The organism is Erwinia sp. (genome assembly GCF_031978025.1).
Classification (GTDB): Bacteria; Pseudomonadota; Gammaproteobacteria; order Enterobacterales; family Enterobacteriaceae; genus Erwinia.
Genome location: NZ_DALZCD010000115.1, coordinates 12,080 through 12,875 on the forward strand (window position 1 = coordinate 12,080; position 796 = coordinate 12,875).

At 50.9% G+C, this 796-nt stretch carries 2 protein-coding genes; both read right to left on the reverse strand.

Annotated features, from left to right (window positions below; all coding sequences use genetic code 11):
- Positions 1 to 226 (reverse strand): helix-turn-helix transcriptional regulator (locus tag RTK32_RS11065; protein WP_312043887.1); only part of this gene is annotated, 226 nt, incomplete at its 3' end.
- Positions 227 to 354: 128 nt separating this feature from the next.
- A partial coding sequence (locus tag RTK32_RS11070) for a substrate-binding domain-containing protein (protein ID WP_409451084.1) occupies positions 355 to 796 on the reverse strand: 442 nt, incomplete at its 5' end.

Genomic DNA, 796 nt, shown 5'->3' on the forward strand with positions numbered 1-796 from the left:
AAATCGTCACGGGTGGGCGAGAAACCAGTACTTCAATAGGCACATCAAGCGCCACGGCCAGGTTATTCAGGGTGAGCAAGCTGATATTCCGCTTGCCGTTTTCAATATCGCTCAGATAAGTACGATCGATGCCGCTGCGCTCGCTCAGGGCAATCTGACTTAGCTGCTTGCGTTTGCGGAACAGGCGTATGCGTTCACCGACGCTAATTAACAGACCGTCATGCAAGGTGTTTTCTCCGGCAAATTACAGGCTGGGCTCCCCCTGAATCTATATAACAACCTTCTGATTTAACAGTCTTAATAATCATTTAAGATAATTCCTGGTGGGCGCCCCCTGTATAGGGCACGGGAAAACTATTCCATATTCTCCGCCGTGATAATTTTAAGTCCTACTTTGCCATCCTGATAAAGGTCAGGTTGATAGCCGTCTTCAAGATGCCGTAACAGTAAGTCAATAGCCAGCCGGGCATGCGCGGGCGCATTCTGATCCAGAGTGTAGGCGACCATATCCGCATCGAGCATCTGGCGGGTAACGGAATAGAGTTCGTGGGTGATCACCGTACAATGTAAATTATGCCTTTGCAGCAGCGCTTTAATTTCGCTGTTACCGACGCCGGTATTATAAATGCCGGTTACCTGATGCGCTTCGCGCAATGTCTGTTCAAAAAGCGCGCGGATCACTTCACGCTGATCCTGACCGGAAAGAACCTCTCGCAGTTGAACCCGGGGCGCGCGTCTGGCCATTGCCTCACGAAACCCGTCAATACGCTGACGATGAGCCCGGTAATCGATACGG